Raw genomic sequence first — 1,350 nt, forward strand, 5'->3', positions numbered from 1 at the left:
AAACAAAGCATTAGAGGCGGTCCCCCGTTTGTTAGCCTTAGGGTTAAGCGTTGAGCAAGTCGCATCCGCCTTAGAGTTAGAGGTTAAACAGGTTAGAGCTATACAAAAAGGGAGATAATCTTCTTCTGTCCTCATGTCTAGGAGGTCCTGTTAATCCTATCGTCGGGAGATAGAAACTATGTTTAGTTTAGATGAATTAAAACAAACTCAGTATTTTCAAGATGTGCGCGAGGAAGCGCGTCAGGAAGGCATTGAGGAAGGTCGCGAGGAAGGCATTGAGCAAGGCAGACTAAACAAAGCATTAGAGGCGGTCCCCCGTTTGTTAGCCTTAGGGTTAAGCGTTGAGCAAGTCGCATCCGCCTTAGAGTTAGAGGTTAAACAGGTTAGAGCTATACAAAAAGGGAGATAACACTATACCGCCCCCCTAACCAAAAAGGAAGGCTGTTAAACCTTCCTTACAGCAGAATTGGTCATTTATTGCCGTTTGCGAGCCAATACACCCAGAGAACCCACCGCTAATAAGCCTAAAAGGGTGCCTGGTTCCGGGGTTGTCTGTGTCTGGGTGCCTTGAATGGTCCAGTTAGCAGCAACGATATTACCTGATACATTGGTCAAATTGACAGCGTTGGAGAAATTATTAGTATAGTAAACGCTGTTGCCCCCATCCAGGTACCATTGTGTAGGTGTTTGTGTAGAATTGGTTGAGACGACATTGACATTAGAGTTATCAGTCCAAGCAGAAGGAACAGCCGTTAATTGTCCTAAGGCATTGGTGACAAAGCTTCCTATACTATTAGTCAACCCATTACCCCCATTAGGATTAAAGGTAGTAACGTGGGCCCCATTACCAAAATTGAAGGTGACACTCACAATGTTACTCGCGGTCCATGTTTGGTTTAACAGGGAAGTTCCCCCATTGTCAAGCTGATAGGTGATAAGCGCAGTATTACCGGCAGTAACGTTATCGACAGTAGCAAAGGAAACAGTACCCGTATAGGTAGCGGTAAAAATGGCGGCATGGGCGGGAATGGCACTGAAAACGGCACAAGTCACCGCAGGAAGGCAAAGGGCTTTTAGCAGTTGATTAACGTCAGTTCGGGATAAGGGAGGAAAGAAAAGGCGGGGGCTAGTAAGCTGAAAAATATATAAACTCAGTACCCCCAACCCATCTATGTCTAGTCTAGAAGCTCTTTTCTGTCATGTCGACGTCGGATGCCGTGTATTTGAACCTAAATTAGAACAGACAAGGCTTTCAGCCGATAATAAAGCTCGTAAACGTGGCAAAATCTTGACTTTAAGCGAAATTATGACCATCCTGATCGCTTTCCATCAAAACCACTACCGTAATTT

General features: G+C 45.0%; 1 protein-coding gene and 2 pseudogenes. 2 read left to right on the top strand and 1 reads right to left on the bottom strand.

Features of this window, described 5'->3' with window-relative positions:
- Nucleotides 1-160 precede the first annotated feature (160 nt).
- A pseudogene (locus PX484_RS24200) lies at nt 161-409 on the top strand (Rpn family recombination-promoting nuclease/putative transposase); the annotation flags it as partial.
- Between the two features lie 65 nt (nt 410-474).
- On the opposite strand, the gene PX484_RS24205 reads toward PX484_RS24200, so the two are convergent.
- Entirely contained in the window at nt 475-1,053 is a 579-nt protein-coding gene (locus PX484_RS24205) for a PEP-CTERM sorting domain-containing protein (protein ID WP_288105971.1), read from the bottom strand.
- A gap of 118 nt (nt 1,054-1,171) precedes the next feature.
- On the opposite strand from PX484_RS24205, the pseudogene PX484_RS25905 reads away from it, so the two are divergent.
- Nucleotides 1,172-1,350: pseudogene (locus PX484_RS25905) on the top strand (IS982 family transposase); the annotation flags it as partial.

It is taken from the genome of Microcystis sp. M49636_WE2, assembly GCF_030065375.1.
Taxonomy (GTDB): Bacteria; Cyanobacteriota; Cyanobacteriia; order Cyanobacteriales; family Microcystaceae; genus Microcystis; species Microcystis aeruginosa_C.